Raw genomic sequence first — 20282 nt, 5'->3', positions numbered from 1 at the left:
TATATGAGGTTTATTTGCTATGCACATTTTTAAGTTCTGCGACTGAAAAATTTTTTAAAAAAATTTTTAAAATAACTATTGACTTCCTTAGTTGGTCTATTAAAGTTATAAGCGTTAAGCGTTTATTCAGTTTTATTAATTATACCGCATTTATTGAAGTTAATAAACAATACATGACAAATCTAGAGGAATATTGCAAAATTTACTTTTAAATAAAGATTTTTATAAGTATAATGAAATAGTGTAAATATTAAGGAAATCATATTCTAAGTTCTTTAATTTCGTATTTACTAAATTTGATTGTAATTATTTTTATTTTTAAGGGAGGGGTAATCCATTCTACACAGGGAATTTGCAGAGGAAAATTATTTAGAAGCTATATATATTTTATCTTTGGAAAAAGAGGAAGTAAGAAATATGGATCTTGCTAATTACTTAGAATATAAAAGACCTACTGTTACAAGAATGCTAAAAAAACTTGAAAATAAAGGGCTGATTATTTATGGTGAAGATAAAATAATTCGTTTAACAGAGAAGTCAAAAATATTTTGCGAAAAAATGTATACAAGGCATAAATATTTGACGGACGTATTTATAAGACTTGGAATAGATGCAAAAAATGCTGAAGACGAAGCTTGTCTTATAGAGCATGTTATTTCTGATGAAACTTTTGAAAAATTAAAAAAACATTTCGATTATAATTTATAGTAAATAGCATAGATGACTCGCATAATGAGATATCTATGCTATTTTTATCTTTAAAATTATATTTTTAAAAACACCTTAAACCTATTGATAAAAGTTATCAAATAGTATATAATAGTTTTGAGTTAGCCGATACTAACAGAAACAAATAAAAAGGTGAATTTATGTCAAAAAGCTTTGAAATACTAAATAAAGAAATTAATGAAAATAATATAATAGCAAATCTTTTTATATTCCCATTTGCAGGTGGCGGGGTGTCTGCCTTTAGAAAATGGAAAGATGAATTTGAAGATATAAAATTACTTGTTGCCCAGTATCCAGGAAGAGAAAACAGGTTTTCTGAAAAGGCTATAAGTGACATTAACATCTTAGTGGATAGTTTATTTGAAGACATGAAAGAAAGTTTTGATTTTAGAAAACCTTATTATTTATTTGGACACAGTATGGGAACAAAAATAGTTTATGAACTTGCATTAAGAATTAAAAATTCGGATTACATAAATCCAAGAGGAATAATAATATCAGGAGGACGAGCACCGTTATATAAAGAACCTCATCCAATTTATCATCTTGATGATGACGGATTTATAGAAGGCTTGAGAAGATATGAAGGAACACCAAAAGAAATTTTAGATAATAAGGATTTAATTTCCATTTTCTTGCCAACACTTAGGGCAGATTTTGTAATAGATGAAGACTATCAAGATACAAAATTTGAGAAATTAGAATCACCTATACTAGGTCTTATGGGAGATAAAGATCAAGAAATGACCTTAGATGAACTTATAAAATGGCAAGATTATACCACAAAAGAATTCACTTATAGATATATCGATGGCAAGCATATGTTTGTCAATACATCTCCTGAAAGTGTCATTAAAGAGATAAAAGAGTTTATAAAAGTAAATGAAAATTGAAGAATATGAAATAAGAAAAATTAATGATTTTCTTACTTTAGAAGATTTAAAAGATAAGTTAGCTAGTAATAATTTAATACTAATCAAGGCTTATACAGATAAATTATTAGAAGAAAAATTACTTCCTTACTTAACTAAAGAGGAGATAATAAAATCAAAGGATTATAAATCAGAAATAGCAAAAATTAATTATCTAGTATCAAGGGCAATACTTAATTTATCCCTAAAAGGTTTACTAGAAAAAGGAATTAATGATTTAATAGTCAAAAGAGATAAAAATAATAAGCCTTACCTAGAAAACACTATAGGATTAAAGTTTAACATCTCACATACTGATGGCTTAGTCCTGTTAGCTTTTTTTAAAAGAGAAGTAGGAGTAGATGTTGAAAAAATAAATTATAAATTTGAGTTTAAGGATATATTAGAAAACTGTTTTACTAAGGATGAAATCATAAATATAGATAACAACATAATCAGTTTCTATAGATATTGGACTGCAAAAGAAGCTTATCTTAAATGTGATGGGATTGGTCTTATAAGAAACTTGAAAGAAATTGAAATAATTTCTTATGGAAATAAAGTTATAGAAATTAGCGATAATAAAAACAATATAATAAGTAGATTAAAGTCATTAAACTATGACGATAAATATGTAGGGGCAATATGCTTGGAGGAGAATTAATGAACATTGAATTAAAAGAAAAATTAGAAAAATTTTATGATGAACAAGTATGGCCGCATATGACCTTAGGAGAATTTATTGAAGATTGTGCTAAAAAATATGGGGATAAAATTGCCTTAGTAGATGGAGATGTTGAACTTTCATATCAAGAATTAAATAGAAAAGCTTGCCAATATGCCAATGGTTTATTGAAAGCTGGATTTAAAAAGGGAGATAGAATCGTTCTTCAACTTCCTAATTGCCATGAATTTGTTATTATCCTTTTTGCCATGTTTAAGATTGGTTTGATTCCTGTATTATCCCTTCCAGCTCACAGGAAAAATGAAATAAAGGGAATATTAGAAAAATCAGGAGCAAAAGCATATATAGCTAAGTATAAATATCTTGGCTTTTCATATGTGGATATGATTAGAGAAGTAAGAGAAGAATTAAATATAGATTTTGAAGTTTATATTCTTGGAGATAATCAAGGATATAAAAATTTTTACAATCTTGATGATAAAGATTATTTATCTCAACAAATAGAGATCAATTATAAAGAGATAGGATTATTACTTTTATCAGGAGGCACAACTGGTATACCCAAATTGATACCAAGGAGACATTGCGATTATATCTATGTAGCAAAAGAAACTGCAAAGAGATGTAAAATGGATCAAGACAGTATTTATCTGGCTTCTCTTCCTATTGCTCACAACTTTCCTTTATGTTGCCCAGGTATATTAGGGACATTTTTTATAGGCGGCAAAGTTGTTTTATGCCCAGTAACAAGTCCAGATGAAATCTTGCCTTTAATTGAGGAAGAGGAGGTTACGATAACGGGCTTAGTTCCTGCTATGGCAAATATATGTATAGATTTTATAAAGGAAGATGATTACGACATATCTTCATTAAAGGTTCTTCAAGTTGGAGGATCAGTTTTAGAAGAAAAACTTGCTGAAAAGATAGAAAAAGAATTTGGTTGCAAACTACAACAAATTTTTGGAATAGCTGAAGGTCTGATTATGACAACTTCTTTAGATGATGATAGTAAAACTATATTTACAACTCAAGGGAAGCCTATAAGTGAGTTTGATGAATTGTTAATAGTTGATGAAGATGGAGAAGAGGTCAAAGATGAAGAGTATGGAGAACTTATAGTTAGAGGCTCTTACACAATTTATGGCTATTATAAGCTCCCAGAAGTAAATAAAAGATGTATAGACAAAGATTTATATTTCAAAACTGGAGATAAGGCAAGGAAACTAAAAGATGGGAATTATCAGGTAGTTGGAAGAATTTCAGAAACAATAAATAGGGCTGGAGAAAAAATCACCCCTTCTGAAATTGAAGATATTTTACTATCTAATGAAAATATAGGAGATGTTCAAGTTGTAGGAGTGCCTGATGAACTTTTGGGAGAAAAAATAGGAGTATTCATATTAAAAGATGAGAAGGACGAACTCTCATTAGAAGATATCAGGACATTTCTAGCAAATAAGAATGTAGCGGAATTTAAATTGCCAGATTCTATAAAATATATAGATTCATGGCCGCTAACTGCTTTGGGAAAAATTGATAGAAATAAATTAAAAAGAATAGAGTGAAAGGAGTAGAACATGGAATTTGATGCGAGAAAAGAAATTAAACTAATAATTGAAAAATGGTTAAAAGATACCTTGAAGAAATCAGACATAAAAGAAAATGACAATTTAATAGAAAAAGGCTTAAGTTCCATGCAAGTAATGCAACTTTCAGGAATTCTTAAAAAAGAAGGAATTAGAATTTCCTTCGCAAAGCTCATTGAGAAGCCTACACTTAATTCATGGTTTGACCTAGTAGATAATTCAAAAATTATTAAGAAACCTTCAAAAGATAATAAAAAATCAAATGATGGTAAAGATTCATTCAATCTTACAGATGTTCAATATTCTTATTTTATAGGCAGAAGTGATGATCAAACTCTAGGTGGAGTGGGTTGTCATGCCTATATTGAAATAGACGGAGAAGAAATAGATTGTAAAAGATTGAATGATGCATGGAATAAACTTCAATATAGACATCCAATGCTCAGAGCAAGATTCACAGAAGATGGAAAACAAGAAATATTAGATAAACCTTTTAGCGAAGAAATTGAAGTTTTTGATTTATCTAATTTAGATGATGAAGAAAACAAAATTAGACTAGACGAAATACGAGAAAATTTATCGCATAGAAAACTCAGAGTAGAAATGGGAGAAGTCGCAGGATTAAAACTTGCAAATCTATCACAGAATAGAAATAAAATTTTCTTTGATTTAGATTTACTTGTTGCCGATGTCATGAGTATGAGTATTCTTTTGAAAGAATTAGGAGAATTGTATTTAGGAAAAGAATTAGACAATCTAAACAATTATACCTTTAAAGACTATATAAACAATCTTGAAGTAGACTCTGAAATTTATAAAAAAGACCAAGAGTTTTGGAAAGAAAAAATAGACTCATTTGAAATAGAAAGACCTAATTTACCATTAAAGAAAGCTCCTGAACAAATTAAAGAAACGAGATTTACTAGAAGAAAACGAGTTATTGAAAAAGATAAATGGAGCAAAATAAAAGAGCTTGCGGCAAGCTATAAATCTACACCATCAATGGTTTTATTAACTGCATATGCTTTAATTCTAGAAAGATGGACTAACCAAGATAAGTTTTTTATAAACTTACCATTATTTAATAGAGATCTTTCAAACGAAAACTTAAAAGCTATGGTAGCAGACTTTACAAATATCTTATTAGTAGAGCATGAAAGAAAAAATGATATTTCTTTCTTAGAAACTTTGAATAGAATAAGCAAAACCTTTATAGACAATGCTAGTCATTCATCTTATAGTGGAGTACAAGTTCAAAGAGATATATCAAAATCACAGGGTACAAGCCTTAATGTAGCACCTGTAGTTTTTGCGTGCAACATAGATTATCCACTAGAAACTGAAATTTCAAGAAAAGCTTTGGGAAAAATTACATATATGGTATCACAAACCCCAGGAGTATGGTTAGATTTCCAATCTTATATAAAAGATGGAGATTTAGTATTATGCTGGGACAGTGTAGATGAACTTTTCCCTAAAAAAATGTTAGATGACATGTTAAATTCTTTAGAAGAACAACTTTTAAGGCTAACAGAAAAAGAAAATTGGAAAGAGAAATTTGATGTGCTACCAAAAAATCAAAAACAAGCAAGAGAAAAAGAGCTTCAATCAATTCTTCCATTAAACTTTCCTGATGAGAGATTATATGATGGATTTATAAAAAATGTAAAAGAAAATCCAGAAAAAATTGCAATTATAGATTCAGAAACTAAAGAAGAAATATCTTATATAGACTTATATGAAAAATCCTTAAAAATAGCTGGATTTTTAAAGGAAAATGGAATAAAAAAGGGAGAATATGTAGGTATTACTCTTCCAAGATCAAGCAAACAAATTTATGCTATATTTGGAATACTTTTTTCTGGAGCGGCATATGTTGCTGTTGGGATAAATCAACCTAGCGAAAGACGAACTAAAATATACGAACAAATTGGCATAAAGTTTGTCATAAGTGACAATAAAACAATAGAAAATTGCAAACTAGATACAGGAGAAGTTTCTTTAATTGACTTAGACAAGGTTATAGACAAATCCTTAGGTCTTGATAATCCTGTAGAAGTAAGTCCTTTTGACTCAGCCTATATAATAATGACATCAGGTACTACAGGAGTGCCAAAGGGTGTTGAGATCATGCACACAAGTGCTATTAATACTATTAATGATTTAAATGAAAAATATTCTATTAATTCAAATGATACGTTACTTATGGTGTCAGCAATAGACTTTGACTTATCAGTATATGATATTTTTGGAATACTTGGTGTAGGTGGAACTCTAATAACAACTAATGAAGATAATTATCGTAATCCTGATGAATGGATTAGAATTATTGAAAAATATAAGGTAAGTGTATGGGACTCTGTACCTATACTTTTTGACATGCTCGTAACTATGGCAGAGGGCGAAAAGAAAAACCTGCCACTTAGAATTGTTATGTTATCGGGAGATTGGATAGCAAAAGACTTACCAGGAAGATTTTATAAGATAAGCGAAAAAGAAAATTCTATAGTTGTTGCTATGGGTGGAGCAACAGAAGCATCTATATGGTCAAATTATTTAAATGTACCAAGGGAAATACCAAAAGACTGGATATCAATTCCATATGGAAGACCACTTAAAAACCAAGTCTATAGAGTATTAGATGAATTAGGTAGAATATGCCCTAATTATGTTAAGGGAGAACTTCTAATTGGTGGAGTTGGTGTTGCTAAATGCTACCATGGAGATGAAGACCTAACTAATAGAAAGTATTTTGAAGAAGATGGACTTAGATGGTATAGAACTGGAGATAATGGAAGATTTTGGAATGATGGTACTATTGAATTTCTTGGAAGAAAAGACACTCAAGTAAAAATTAAAGGTCATAGAATTGAACTTGGGGAAATCGAAGATGCTATAAGTAAATTTGATGGTGTTAAAAAAGTAGTAGTTGATTTTATAGAAAAAGTAAACAGCAAAAATCTAGTAGCCTTTGTAAAAATTGACAAGGATTCTGATAATTTTAATACTAATAAATGTTTAGAAAAAATAGACACTTCTTTTATTGAGGAAGTAGAAGAAATCTGTTATGAGGATATAGGGGCACAAAATAAAAAAATAAATAATCTGGTTGCCAAAACTATTATAAATGTCTTTAAAAGCTTTGAACTTGATTTAGTAAATAATAGCTACTCAATTGTTGATATTTATAATAAAATTAAGGATTCAAAAAGAAATAGATTTATAATTGAAAATTGGATAAATAAACTTTTATCTTTAAAATATTTAGAATTTAAGAATGAAAAATATTCATTAAGAGAAGATGAGATTTTCATAAATGAAGATAGTTGCAATAATGAAATAGGCAATTATTTAAAGGATTTAGAATTGGAGCTTATAAAGATTTTGTCGGGAGAAAATGATCCTATAGAAGCCTTTTATTCAGATTCAAATAAATCCTATATGTCAAAATTTACAGAAGAACTTTTAGGCTATGAAGAATCAATTAATAGCATTATAAATTCAATAAAGGCTTATGCAAGACTAAATAATAAGAAAAATATAAAAATCTTAGAATATGGAACTAGAAATAGTGAACTTACTACTACTATTTTTAAAGAGCTTAAAGAGTTTGTTAGTGAGTATATTTATGCTGATAGTTCTATCTACTTTAGAAATAATCTATCTGACTTGGAGAATGATAGTAAATTTAAATATGTTTGTATAAATGATAACTTAGGAACTTCTTTAGATAAAGATAGTTTTGATATTGTTATAGCTCTAAACTCTATTCACAGAAGTAATGACAAAAATACTCTTATAGAAGAAATGCTAAAAGTGTTGAAAGTCAAAGGACTTATTATTGGTAATGAATTAAAAAATAATAACCTACTGCCTATTATTACAGCAGATATAATAAATGAGCAGTCATTTAGCGAAGTAAGACCAGATGATTTTGACAATAATGATTGTGAAGTCCTCTATATAAACAGTGAAAAAAGGACAGAATGCTCTAATTTTATAACTTTTATAATAGCTAACTTAAAAGAAAACAAGTCTACCTTTGAAAAATTAAGAAGTTATTTATCACATGAAATACCAAGCTATATGATCCCTACTGATTTCTATCAAGTAGATGAAATTCCATTAAATAAAAATGGAAAAGTTGATAGGAAGAAATTGAAAAATAAGTTAAAGAATAAAAATAAAAAAGAAAAATTAGAAATTAATTATAATGTAAAACCTAAAAATGAATTGGAGCTTACTATACTAAAAATATGGAAGGATATTTTTAATAATGAAAATATAGGTGTAGACAATAATTATTTTTCTATTGGTGGAGATTCTCTAATAGCGACTTCTATAATTGGGGAAATAAGGAATAAGCTAGGAATAAAACTATCTATTATAGATATATTTGAAAAGCCAACTGTTAATAAATTGGCTATATTTATAAACAATAATAAGTGTAAAGAAGTTGAAAATGAACAATTAATAGTTCCAGATAAAGATAGCTTATATGAACCATTTCCTCTAACAGATGTACAAATGGCTTATTGGATTGGTAGGCAGGGCGCTTATAAGTTAGGAAATGTGTCTACTCATTGTTATTTTGAATTTGATATCGAAAACTTGGATTTTATAAAATTACAAAATGCTATAAATCAAATGATAAAATTTCATCAAAGTCTTAGGACAATTATTTTAGATTCTGGTAAACAACAAATATTAGAAAATAATCCAGAATTTCTTATAAATTTTAACGATTTGACTTATCTAGATGATGAATTGAAAGATAGAACCTTAAAACAAATAAGAGATGATTTATCACACAGAATAATTGATTTAAGTAAATTTCCAAACTTTGATTTCAAAGTTGTAAAAATCGGCGATAATTTATATAGGCTATATATTGGCATTGACAATACAATATTAGATGGCTGGAGTATGTTCAAATTTTTAAAGGAAATTAAGTTAAGATATGATGGGAATTTTGTAGAGAAAAATATTGATATTTCCTTTAGAGACTACGTTCTATATAAAAAAGAAAATAGAAAAGTTAAATTAGAAAAAGATAGAAAATACTGGCTAGATAGACTGGATTCTTTTCCAGTTGAAACAAATTTTCTAGGAGCTAGAACGGATATATCTAATACTAATCAAAAATTTTGTAGAATAGAAGACAAAATAAATAAAAAAGATTGGTTGGAAATAAAGGCAATAGGAAAGAATAATAATTTAACTCCAACATCTATATTGCTAACAATATTTTCTATAATTATAAGTAAGCATTCTAATACAGATAGATTTGTAATAAATGTAACTCAATTTGTAAGAGAAAACATCCATCCTCAAATCAATGAAATAATGGGTGATTTTACAGAACTTTGCTTATTAGAAGTAAATATAAATAAAGGAAAATCAATAATTGAAAATGCAAAAGAAATTCAGGCTCAGTTATTAAATGACATGGCTCATTCATCTTATTCTTCAATAGATTTTATAAGGGAGATTAGGAAAATTAAGAAAGTAGAACAAGTAGCTCCAATTGTTTTCACAAGTGGCTTAGGAATGGGCGGAATTTCAACAAGTGATTTTTTAGGAGATAATTCATATTCAATAAGTCAAACTCCACAAGTCTGGATAGACCATCAAGTTATGGAAATTAATGGTAGTCTGCTTATTGTTTTTGACTATGTAGAAGATCTGTCAATGGAAGAAAAAATAAGCATATTTAAAAATGATTATATAGATACTATTAAAAAGATGATTATAAACGAACAAATTACAGTTGGCAAAATTTCAGATTACGATGAAAAAAATAAGGAATCTTTAAATCTGGATAATAATTTTTCGGAACAAGGAGGTAACCTTTACAAAAATATAAATGATACAGAATTAAATTATAAAGGAAAAAGATTTAGAAATGATGTATGTAAAAATATCACTCAATTTTATAAAGATATACTATCATTAGATGATGTAAGTAAAGATGATAATTTCTTTGCATTAGGTGGAAACTCTTTAAATATGATTTATTTATCAAACAAGCTATTAGAAAAATATGAATTTCAGCTTAACTTTAGTGAATTTCTAGAAAATTCAACACTTAGATATGTTATAAATAAAGTATTAACTCATTTACAAAATGAGAGGGGGATGTGATGTTGAAAGTGATAGTTTGTGGAACTACTTTTGGGAAAAATTATATTGATGCTATAAAAAAAATCGACAAATTAAAGTTAGTTGGTATTTTAGCCTCTGGTAGTAAAAGATCATTTGAATATGCTAAAAAAAACCATGTACCGCTATTTAAAAATGTAGATATGTTACCTGGAGACATAGATATAGCTTTTGTAGTAATTGGTTCTTCAGTTTTAGGAGGAAGCGGAACTAATATAGCATTAAGTCTATTGAGAAAAGGTATATCGGTTATGCAAGAACACCCTGTTAATTATAAAGAAATACAAGAGTGTTATAAAGAAGCAAATTGTAATGGTGTATTTTATAGAATAGGCAATTTATATAATTCGTTAAATAACCTGGAAGTATTTAAAAAATGCACAAAATATTTAAATAAAAATGATGAGTTAAATTATGTGGACATTCTTACATCTTCTCAAATGGTCTATACACAATTATCAATTTTAAACTCAACAATTCCTTCTTTTAGAAATTTTAGGATCAATGCATCGCTATCAGAGAAAAGATACCCATTTAGTAGAGTGGTTCTATCCAATGGAAATACAAATATAAATATGCAAATACACAATGAAATTTCAAATGAAGACAAAAATAATTATATGTACGTTCTTCATAGAATGACATATTTTTATGGGGGAGGGCGTTTAGAACTTGAAGATACTTTTGGTTCTGTGGTTTGGAGATCAAGGATGTATGTATCTGAAGAATCAGAAGTATTAAATAAAGAACTGAATATAAAATGTTTAAATGAAGAAGAAATAAAATTTAAAGACCTCATCAGTTCGGTTTTTAGTAACTGTATAGTGGAAGAAATTAAAAAGTTCATACATGAAATCAATTCTAAAAAAGCAAATGCTTCATTAGCATTAAGTGAGATTTTAATATCACAAAAATGGAGTGAAATCATGAAAGAAATTGGATTTCCCATAAGTATACAACAAATACAAAAGCTCCCATATCACTCCTCAAAAATAAAGGAAATAGGTGAAAAGTATGGAGATAGATTCATTAAAAAATGATCTTGAGATATTTAATTATATTAGGTGGTTGAATAAAGAAGGTGTATATCTTTTTGTAGAAGATAATAAATTAAAGTATAGGATTCAAAAGGGTATATACGACATTAATATTATTAATGATATAAAAAATAATAAAGTTACTCTGTTATCTTTTTTAAAATATATAAAAAATAATCAATTGGAATTAAGTTCTTTGCAACTATCCTATATGAGTGGAAGAACTAAGGAAAAGAATTTGAATAAAGTGAGTTCACATTATTATATTGAGTATGAAAACGAAAAGATTAATATAGAAAAGTTAGAAAAAGCGGTTAACATTCTAATAAATAAAGTTGATTCACTGAGATTGATAATGCTTTCAAAAGGCAAAGCGTTGATTTTAAATGATCTACCTAAATACACAATCAGCACCTATGATTATAAAAATGAAAATATTAGAAAAAAATACAGGAATGAATTAGCACATAAAGTTTATCAGTTAGAAACTTGGCCGATGTTTAACTTTACAATTGGGAAAAATATATTGGGGTCGGATGTCCTTCATATTAGTTTTGACTGTTCCATTTTAGATGCATGGAGTGCAGGAAAGTTAATTGAAAAGTTATTTAACCTATATTTAGATAAAAAAGTAGATTTTTCTAAAACTAATTATAAAAAATACTTAGAGTCGTTGCATAAATACAAGAGTAGGGATTCTAATAGAATAATATTACAAAAGATTGATCAATATTGGGATAAAAATATAAACAAAATTTATTATCCGCCAAAACTTAAATTAAATAAAGATGTTTCGGATTTAAATAATTCTAATTTCGAAAGACAATCTCATAAATTTTCTATAAATTTCACTAACAAATTAGTTGAATTTTCAAAATATAACAAGATTACTTTATCAGCTTTTCTAATAACTGCTTATATGAAAGCTTTGTCATATTTAAGTAGTAATAAAAAATTTACTATAAATATGACTATGTTTGGAAAGCTACCTATATTATATGACGTTGATGATTTAATAGGAGAATTTACAAACATTGCTTTAATATCATATGAAGATAACAAGTCAATAGTAGAAAGTATAAAACAAACTCAAGAGCAATTATTTAATGCTCTTCAAAATAGGATGTATGATGGAGTGGATTTGATAAATAAATTTTCTCGTATTAAAAATTATGCTGAAGGATTTCCAATAGTAGTAACAAGTATGTTAAATGAAAATTATAAAACATGTCAAAATGGATTTGAAGAAGTGTATTCAATTAGTCAAACACCTCAAGTACTTATAGATCATCATCTTAGAATGATTGATAATTCATTGGTTTTGTCATTTGATTATGTGGGCGAATTATTTTCTTATAATTATATAAATAATTTAATAGATATATATATAACAGTTATAAAAGAGATAATTAATGAAGGGGATTTTATTTAGATGGAAGTAAATAGTTATAATTTAACATTAGAAAATTTAATATATAAAGGAAATTATGTATATTCTAGTGAAGAGGAAAACAATCAATACTTAATTATTTCTCCAGAGCTAGAAGTTAAAGTGAAATCACATAAATATAAAACAAAATGTAAAAAATCTATATATAAGAATGACAATTATATTGAAAGAGAATATTTGGTAAAGAAATTCATATTAGATTTAATAAAAGAGATTGATACACAAAAGTTGAAATTAGATTTAAGGAATGAAAAAATTATAAATTATTGGAAAGTATATTCTAAAAGCATAGTTAAAAATAATGAATTGGAACGTAAAATAAAAAGCAATAAAATATATAGAAATTTACAAACCAAAAAGTCTTTATTTTTAGATATTTTAACAAACAATGATAATAAGTACTTATTGCTTACAGATGATTGTATGTCTCCTCGAAAGTTAGGATTTGAAAGGGAAGATATTAAAATAAAATTAAATCAAATTAAAAAAGAGTTGAATCAAAAAAATGCTCCATCATCTGTGGCTATCATTGATTTAGGAAATGATTTTTTAATAGAATGTTTTTTAAAAAAAATTGAGAATATTCAACTAACAATATTTAATAATAGGAAAAGTTTTGATGAAAAAGAATTTCCCAATGTTTTAGTTGAAGAATATAATGGTAGCTTTATAACATCTGAATTTGTTGGGAAATTCGATTACGTATTGTTAATAAATTCATTACATTTATTTGAAAATATTGAATTGCTAATAAAATTTTCGAAATTATTACTGAGGGCAGAAGGAAAACTAGTAGTGACAGATTTTTATGAAATGGATCCATTAGCTATATTGACAGCAATTTTTTTTCAAGAAAAATTTTTATATGGTGAGTATATAGAACGAAATGGTTTTTTCTATAAAAAAGATTATATAAAAAAAACGATCATTAAATATTTTGATAATAGTGAGTTTTACATAAACCCAGAAGATCAATTAATAATTTGTTGTTCAAAATGTTTAACAGATTATTCAAAAATTCAAGGTGAAATTAAAACAAGTCTCAAAAAAGATTTTAAAAATACTATATTTGTCTTGGAAGGAATAACTGAGGAAAAATATGGTAACTATATTAATTTAATTAACAACAGCGTGAATAGGCAAAACAAAAAAGAATATCTAATAAAAAATGAAAAAAATTATAAGGAAATCAAAGAAATTTGGGCAAAAAATTTAAATGAAAATTGCCTATATCCTGATTCAAACTTCTTTAAGTTAGGTGGAAATAGCTTATCTGCAACTAAAGTAATTTCCGAGGTTGAAATAAGCTTTAATTGCAAATTAGGATTAAACGAAATATTTGAGCATTCAACACTTTATGAATTTTATAATATCATAGAAAATAAGATTAGCTCATCATATATTGTAGAGGGTGAAATATGATAGGAATTATTGGTGCAGCTGGAGCAATAGGTAAAGAGTGTACTAAATTATTAAATAATTATGGTATAAAACCGATAAAATTAGGAGTTAGGAATAATACTGATGTATATAATAAACACGTTAATATAACAAGCTTTTTTGATTTAGAAGATGATTTAAGCTTTAATTTTGTTGATGATTGTGATGTTTTAATTAATTGTTCTTATTGCACTGAACCTACCATTTTGAATTTTATTAATAAACTTCCAGGATACAAATTAAAAATTATAGACTTGAATTATTATAAATTTAAAAAACAAGTTAATTTTGAAGATAATATTTTATTTTATGGAATAGGGTCATCACCAGGATTAATGGAATATCTTCCGAAATTTGGAGCTTCATTCTTTGATAGGATAAATAATATATCCATTGACTATCTGACCTCAGGTAAATTTTCTTATAGTGCAGCTAAGCAATATTTGGAATATTTAGAAAATGATGAATTTTATCCTAAAACCATTTTTAAAGATGGAGAATTAACTTCATGCACCATAGATAATATAGAAGAGAAGATCAAAATTTTTGATAATATTTGGTATAAATTTCCATATATGGATACTCGAACTTTAAAAATATGCAAATTAATTAATCCGAATATAGCAAACTTCAACATTTGTATTAAAGATGGGGTTATGAAGAAATATTTAGAAAACATAAAAGTTGATGAAGTTGATTTGAAAGAAAAAGCAAAAAAAATGGCTTGTTTATCTGATGTTGATTGTTTTAAGAATGATAAAACATGTGGATTTATATTAAACGTGAAGGGCTCTTATAAAGAAAAAAACGGAGAGCTTAGTGTTGTTTTAAAAAGTTCTACTCCTGAAAGGATGACTGCATTAACTACTGTTGCTACAACATTGTTAGTTCAAGAACATAGTTATGAAAACGAATCTAGAAATTATTTTGATATGAGTGATATTTTAATTAATAATTCTTTGTTGAAAAAAATGAAAGAAATTGACACCTCTTTTTTCTATCAAATTTCTGATAAAGAAATTGATTATAAAAATTATTTTAAATCAGGTGATATATGAAAATGAAAAAAATAAATACAATTGTTTGCGGAACTACCTTTGGAGAATTTTATATAAAAGCATTAAAAGAATTAAAAGATGATTTTGAGTTATGCGGGATTTTGTGTAATGGTAGTGAACGCTCAAAAAGGATATCAGAGAAATACAATATCCCCTATTATTTAAACATAAAAGACATACCGATTAATATTGATTTAGCATGTGTCATTTTGAGAACTGAAGGTGTTGGCGGTAATGGTACTGATGTATGTATGTCATTATTAAGTCATGGTATAAACGTTATTCAAGAACAACCAGTTTTCAAGGAGCATTTAGAAAAGTGCTATAAGCAAGCTATCAAGAATGATTCAGTATATATGACTGCAAATTTATATTCTAATTTTGAGAATATAAGAAAATTTATAAAATATGCAAGAAAATTGAATATCATGTCTGAATTAGAGTACATTAATGTAACCTTCTCGACTCAGTTAGCATATATAGCATTTGATTTGATATCAATGTCAGGGCTGACAGGGAGCTTAAAAATAGATAATGATATAAAAAGTAAATTTGCTGGACCTTTTAAAATAGTATCAGGATTATGGGGAAATATTCCAATAGTAATAGAGTTCAACGATGTGATTAATCCTACACATCCCGATTATAATATGCAGCTTATGTATAGCCTTAATTATTATTATAAAGCAGGATTACTATCATTAGATGATGCTTTCGGAAATGTTTTTTGGAGACCTAGAAGTTATGTAAGTAATGATAAAGAAAATGAATCTTTAAATAATGAATTAATTTACAAGTCATTATTTAAACAGGAAGAAATCACATATAAAGATTTTTATAATAATAGTTGGGTTAAAGCAATTGAAGATGAACTTGTAAAAATAAAGAATGAAGTGGATGGTGGAATTTTAAACAGGGAACGAGCAAATAGAGAATTCAATACAGCACATAGATGGAAAATATTTCAAGATTTTAATGGTTTTGCAAGATTTACAAATGATAAAATTAATAATGTAATTACAATTAAGGACATTGAAGAAAGCTTATAGAAATAGGAGGGGACTATGGAAAAATATAAAAAAATAATTGAAGATTGCCTTGGTAAAGGCATTGAATTATATGTTGAAGAAAACAAGCTAAAATACAAATCAATAAGTGGGAATTTGCCAGATGATTTATTAAAAACTTTAAAAGACAATAAAAAAGAAATAATAGATTATATTACAGGGATTTATAATTCTAAAAATAAATACGATCCCTTTCCTTTAACAACAATGCAATCAGCATATTTATATGGAAGAGGAGATTTATATTCATATGGAAATACATCTTGTCATATTTATCAAGAGTTTGTATATAATAATCTAGATAAAGATAAGGTTGAAGATATTTGGAATACTCTCATAAAAGATAATGATATGCTAAAAGCTGTAATATATCAAGAAAATTATCAAAAAATATTGATTAAAACTCCAAAGTATAGAATTTTACAAGGAAATAGATTTGCATTAAGGGAAAAACTCGAAAATAAAATTTATCCTTTGGGTGAGTGGCCAATGTTTGATATAGGTCTGTCTGTAGACAATAATAAATCGATATTACATTTTTCAATGGATTTTATGATTGCTGATTGGTCCAGTATTTCAAAACTCATTCATGATTTTGAGGATTTGTATTTTGGAAAAACTCGAAGCAATAAATCATCTAAAATTTCTTTCAGGGAATATAAATTGATGGAAGAAAATCAAAAAAACACATTAAAATATAAGAAAGATCAGGAATATTGGAATAAAAGGATACAATCAATAAAACCTGGTCCAGATATTACAATAAGAAGAGAGGAAATAAATAACAAAAATCCAAAATTTAAGAGATTATCACTAAATTTAAATAAACTATTATGGAATAAATTCAAGAAAAATGCCCAATTTTATTCTATAACTCCTACAGCCGCAATCTTTAAAGTGTACGGAGAAGTTTTAAGAAAGTGGAGTTCAGCTAAAGAGTTTAGCTTAAATTTAACATTTTTCAACGATAATAATTTAAAAGGCATTGATAATAATTTAATAGGAGATTTTACTAACACTGCTATTTTAGCCTTTAAAAATAGTAATTTGTCTTTTAATGAAGCTTGTAAAGATATAAATAAAGATATTTTTGAGTGTATGGATCATAGCTCATATCCAGGGATTGAAATATTAAGAGATTTAGCAAAAGAAAATAATGAAAAAGAATTTTTATTGCCTTATGTATATACAAGTGCAATAGGCATTAATCAAAAAGATTTTATAGGGAAGTATGATTATGGAATTTCTCAAACTCCACAGGTTTTTATAGATTGCCAAGTGATGGATACAAATGTAGGGTTACAAATAAATTGGGACGTAAGGGACGGAATTTTTTCAGATTCAGTACTTAAAGATATGTTTAGCTCTTTTGAGAAAACTATTAAGAAATTAGCTTTATTAGATAATGTATGGAAAGAGCCTCTGAAAATAGAATTACCTAAATGGCAAATAAATGAAAGAGTAAGTGCTAACAACACTACAAAGAAAAATCCAAAAAGAACACTGATTGATGATTTTTTAGAAAATGTAAAATTGTATTCTGATGAATTGATTGCTATTGATTCTAGAGGGACTATGACCTATAAAGATTTATATAGAAGTTCTATATTGGTAGCTGAAAATTTAAAACATAAATCGATTAAAAAGGGAGATCATATTGGAATTTTTATTGCTCACAATTCTAATCAATTAGTAGCGGTACTCGCCTCTCTTTTGCTTGGTGCAGTTTTTATTCCTTTAAGTAGAGACTTAGAACAAGAAGAAATTAGTAAGGTAGTTAATAAATTTAATATTAAATATGTTGTTTCGGATGAAGATTTGTTCATAGAAAATAACTTAAATATAAATAAATTAGAGACTTCGGATAAATTATGCGAAAAATTTGTGGTCGAAGAAATTAAACCTGAGGATAGTGCATATATAAATCTTGTATATGATAATAATAAGATAGAAGGGGCGGTGTTTACTCACAAAGCTGTTGTTAATACGATTTACAGTGTCAATAAAAAATTAAATTTGAATAGATTTGATTCTTTATTATCTTTGGCTGATTTAAATTTTGATTTATCTATATTTGATATTTTTTCAATGTTGATAGTAGGAGGTAAAGTAATTTATCCTGGCAATTCAAATCCAGAAGAATGGCATAAGCTTATAAGTAAATATTCTGTAAGTTTATTAAATACAACACCATCTATAATTGATGAATTTATTTTATACATGGAAAATAATAAAAAATCAAGTATAAGTGTAAAAAATATTTTAATTTCTAACGATTTTACTTCATCAAAAATAATTAAGGACATAGTAAATAAATTTAATTGTGAAAAAATTATAGTATTAAGTGGTAATAAAGGTGTAGCAATTTGGTCGGGTTATTTTATATATAAAGATGATGATGAAGAAATAGACTCTATTTCGTTTAGACCATTAGATAATATGCAGTTTTATATTTTTGATGATAATTTAGAAGATTGTCCTATAGATTGTGTAGGAAACTTATATATTTCTGGAGACAGTCTAGCCAAAAATATAATTAATGACTCTGAATCTGTGGCCATTTCAGTTTTTACTGATTTTTCAAAAAACAAAGTAATGCTTTTGACTGATTCTATTGGCAGATATTTAAATGGTGGAGGAATAGAACTATTAGGAAAAAAAGAAGATTTGATTAGATTTAAGAGCAATAAGATTAGTCTTAATGAAGTAAAAGAGTTACTGATTAATTATAATGGGATAAGAGATGTAATAGTTAGAATAAATGATGATAATAAAGATACATTAATTGATTCAATTATAAAACTTGACAGAAAGCAGTTTGATGATTCTCATATTAATAAAAAACTATTAAAAGATGTTAAGGCTTCAACAGAAATTCTTGAATTATCAAATATTTTGTCAGAAGTTAATTATAAAGAAATTATAAGTTCAAGGGACGAAGTATGCCTACATTCATTAATAAATTCGTTTATTAAGTTGGATATTTTAAAAAGCGAAGGGGATTTCTACAGATATAATAGTGATTATTCCAAGAGAATTAAAAACAAATTTTGGTGGATTCTAAATATTTGGTTCAAATATTTAGAAAGATTAGAGCTAATTATAAAAATAAAAGATAATTTATATAAGATACCTAAATTATTGTCAGACGAGTGTATTGAAGAAAAATGGGATAGTATAATATCAAATTGGCAAGAACGTTTTGGGGACATTAATTTTATGTATTATTTAAAAGAGAATACTGATAATTTAGTAGATATTCTAACTGGGAAAATCGATCCTTTGGGTATTTTATATCCAGAGGGGTCTCAAAAATATATTAAAGCACTTTATCAAGAAAATCTTAATACGAAAATTATCAATTTATATATTTGTAAGTTTATTAATGAATACTTAAAAATTCAAAAGGGAAGAGTTATAAAAATTTTAGAAATAGGAGCAGGATCGGGTTCCACTACTAAAGAAGTAATAAATGCATTAGGCAATGCAAATTATGAGTATTCATTTACAGATAATAAAAAATATTTTTTTCCACCTGCAAAAAAATATTTTTCAGATAATGAAAATGTAAAAATATTTGAATATGATATTGACAAATCACCTGAAGAACAAGGCATTGATAATAATTCTTTCGATATAATAATAGGCTCATACGTTCTTGGAAATACAGCAAATTTATCTAGAAACATAGAATTTCTAAATAAAATAATTGCTCCAAATGGATATTTTGTTTTTTCTGAGCCTATAAATGATTTGCCTTGGCTTTTAGTTTCTCAAGTGTTAATGATGACAGAACCAGAAGATAATATAAGAAAAAATTGTTTCTTCATATCAGAAAATGATTGGGTGAAATTAATTAATAAAAAAGATTTATATTCAAAAAATAATAATGATTTAGTTTTAAAAACTTCTGAATTATTTTTAATGATTAAACAAGTTAAGCAGAATTTAACATTAATTAACAAAGCGAATTTGATAGAGTATATAAACATGTTTTTGCCAAACGATACAGTTAGAATGAACATGTCATTTACAGAAGGGTTTAAGTTGTATGATAATGGAATAATTGATACAAAAAGCAATTTTGAAATATTTGACAATTTAACCTCTATAAATAGAGATATAGATATAAATTTTTTAAATGATAGAGAAGTAAT

The 20282-nt window shown here is 26.6% G+C and carries 12 protein-coding genes; all 12 read left to right on the top strand.

Going from position 1 to position 20282, the window contains the following annotated elements; translation table 11 throughout:
* The coding region (locus tag NH288_RS09725) for a hypothetical protein (RefSeq protein WP_265214976.1) at positions 1 to 212 on the top strand (212 nt) is incomplete at its 5' end.
* A gap of 124 nt (positions 213 to 336) precedes the next feature.
* Positions 337 to 708, top strand: coding sequence for a metal-dependent transcriptional regulator (locus NH288_RS09720; RefSeq protein WP_072071458.1), 372 nt, complete (start codon positions 337 to 339; stop codon positions 706 to 708).
* Between the two features lie 161 nt (positions 709 to 869).
* Positions 870 to 1622, top strand: a complete 753-nt coding sequence (locus NH288_RS09715; protein WP_265214975.1) for a thioesterase II family protein — start codon at positions 870 to 872, stop codon at positions 1620 to 1622.
* Positions 1612 to 2304 (top strand): 4'-phosphopantetheinyl transferase family protein, encoded by a 693-nt coding sequence (locus NH288_RS09710; RefSeq protein WP_265214974.1) that lies wholly within the window; start codon positions 1612 to 1614, stop codon positions 2302 to 2304. Before NH288_RS09715 ends, NH288_RS09710 begins: the two co-directional genes overlap by 11 nt.
* Positions 2304 to 3890: a (2,3-dihydroxybenzoyl)adenylate synthase gene (locus tag NH288_RS09705; protein WP_265214972.1), complete on the top strand. Its 1587-nt coding sequence runs from the start codon at positions 2304 to 2306 to the stop codon at positions 3888 to 3890. The genes NH288_RS09710 and NH288_RS09705 overlap by 1 nt, the downstream gene beginning before the upstream one ends.
* A gap of 12 nt (positions 3891 to 3902) precedes the next feature.
* The gene (locus NH288_RS09700) at positions 3903 to 10055 is read left to right on the top strand and encodes a non-ribosomal peptide synthetase (RefSeq protein ID WP_265214970.1); all 6153 of its coding nucleotides are present in this window, start codon (positions 3903 to 3905) and stop codon (positions 10053 to 10055) included.
* Complete coding sequence (locus tag NH288_RS09695; RefSeq protein ID WP_265214968.1) at positions 10055 to 11113, top strand: Gfo/Idh/MocA family oxidoreductase; 1059 nt, start codon at positions 10055 to 10057, stop codon at positions 11111 to 11113. The genes NH288_RS09700 and NH288_RS09695 overlap by 1 nt, the downstream gene beginning before the upstream one ends.
* Positions 11088 to 12542 (top strand): condensation domain-containing protein, encoded by a 1455-nt coding sequence (locus NH288_RS09690; protein ID WP_265214966.1) that lies wholly within the window; start codon positions 11088 to 11090, stop codon positions 12540 to 12542. The genes NH288_RS09695 and NH288_RS09690 overlap by 26 nt, the downstream gene beginning before the upstream one ends.
* Positions 12543 to 13982, top strand: coding sequence for an acyl carrier protein (locus NH288_RS09685; protein ID WP_265214964.1), 1440 nt, complete (start codon positions 12543 to 12545; stop codon positions 13980 to 13982).
* A complete protein-coding gene (locus tag NH288_RS09680) occupies positions 13979 to 15058 on the top strand; it encodes a hypothetical protein (RefSeq protein ID WP_265214962.1) in 1080 nt (359 codons plus the stop codon). Before NH288_RS09685 ends, NH288_RS09680 begins: the two co-directional genes overlap by 4 nt.
* On the top strand, positions 15055 to 16107 hold the full coding sequence (locus NH288_RS09675; protein ID WP_265214961.1) for a Gfo/Idh/MocA family oxidoreductase: 1053 nt from the start codon (positions 15055 to 15057) through the stop codon (positions 16105 to 16107). Before NH288_RS09680 ends, NH288_RS09675 begins: the two co-directional genes overlap by 4 nt.
* 15 nt (positions 16108 to 16122) lie before the next feature.
* Positions 16123 to 20282 (top strand): AMP-binding protein (locus NH288_RS09670; protein ID WP_265214960.1); only part of this gene is annotated, 4160 nt, incomplete at its 3' end.

It is taken from the genome of Anaerococcus sp. NML200537 (assembly GCF_026131715.1).
GTDB lineage: Bacteria > Bacillota > Clostridia > Tissierellales > Peptoniphilaceae > Anaerococcus > Anaerococcus kampingae.
Note: the sequence above shows the minus strand (reverse complement) of the source record. Positions and strands in the feature narration are given on the sequence as shown.